The 1,017-nt window shown below is 51.5% G+C and carries 1 protein-coding gene; it reads left to right on the top strand.

Annotation, left to right across the window (positions count from 1 at the left end; genetic code table 11):
* A partial coding sequence (vopQ, locus tag R8269_RS26475; protein ID WP_318223069.1) for a type III secretion system effector VopQ occupies positions 1–1,017 on the top strand: 1,017 nt, incomplete at both ends.

Genomic DNA, 1,017 nt, shown 5'->3' with positions numbered 1-1,017 from the left:
CAGTATCCGGGGAAAATGGACGGTTTCGGCGCGCAGTTGTTGGAAATGGGAAAAGAGAAGCTGAAAGGCTCGGGTGTTAACGCTGCCATCAATTTGGCGTTACCCGGCGTAGGCTTACTCGTCGCCACAGGGCGTGAACTTCATAAAGCGTCCGTCAATGGCGATGCCGAAGCGTATCATCATCAACTCGAACAAATCTCGCAGTTGCCGGGAAGAGATCAGCGCTTATCGATGCCAATGCAACAAACGTTAGCCATTGGTCACGCGATGCTGTCCGCTGAGGGCGCAGTTGGTGCCACACTTGGCATGGCGACAGGTGGTTTGGGTACGTTTGGTGTAAGCTCTGTGGCGACGGCAGGGGTTACGCCGATAGCAAAAGAAGCCATTGGAACTGCTTTAGCCACTGGCATTATCAGCGGCGGGGGCTTTGTTGCTGGCCAAGCTGGGGCGTATGGCTTAAATAACGAAGTGCAAGACCAACTCAAACAAGGGCCAATGTCTGGTGTGCTGCCACGTTTGGAAATTTCAAACGTGAAGGGCGATTTCACTTTTAGCATGCAAGAGCCGGCGGCAGTTCGCGCACTGATGGCGTATCTTGGTCCTAAAGAAGATACATCAATGAGCTCACCTCAAGCGCCAAAAGAAGCGCAAGAGATGGAAGCCGCACGCTTAACACTCAAGCAAATGCTTGGCTCAAGCCCGAATGAACACCTCGTTCCAGATGTCGATTCACTGCTTAAACTGAGCGATGAAGACATGCCAAGTCAGACGGAATCTACGGCGAACGGTGCATTTAAAAAGCTGTTAAGTGAAGATTGGGATTGGCTGATGCCTGCTGTCCGAGCAATGGATAAAGGTGAAGCGGGTAAAATCAACGAGAAGTTGACGTACAAGCTGCCTTTGGACGCCGCAAACGGACGTGTGTATCTCGATAAGAGCCCGAACCTAAGTGACGCCCAGCTTGATGCATTAGATAAACTCGGCTCACCAAGCCAGTTACGACTAATGTACTTAGCC

The sequence above is a fragment of the Vibrio sp. Vb0667 genome (genome assembly GCF_033391095.1).
This window is presented reverse-complemented; position numbering and strand designations above follow the sequence as displayed.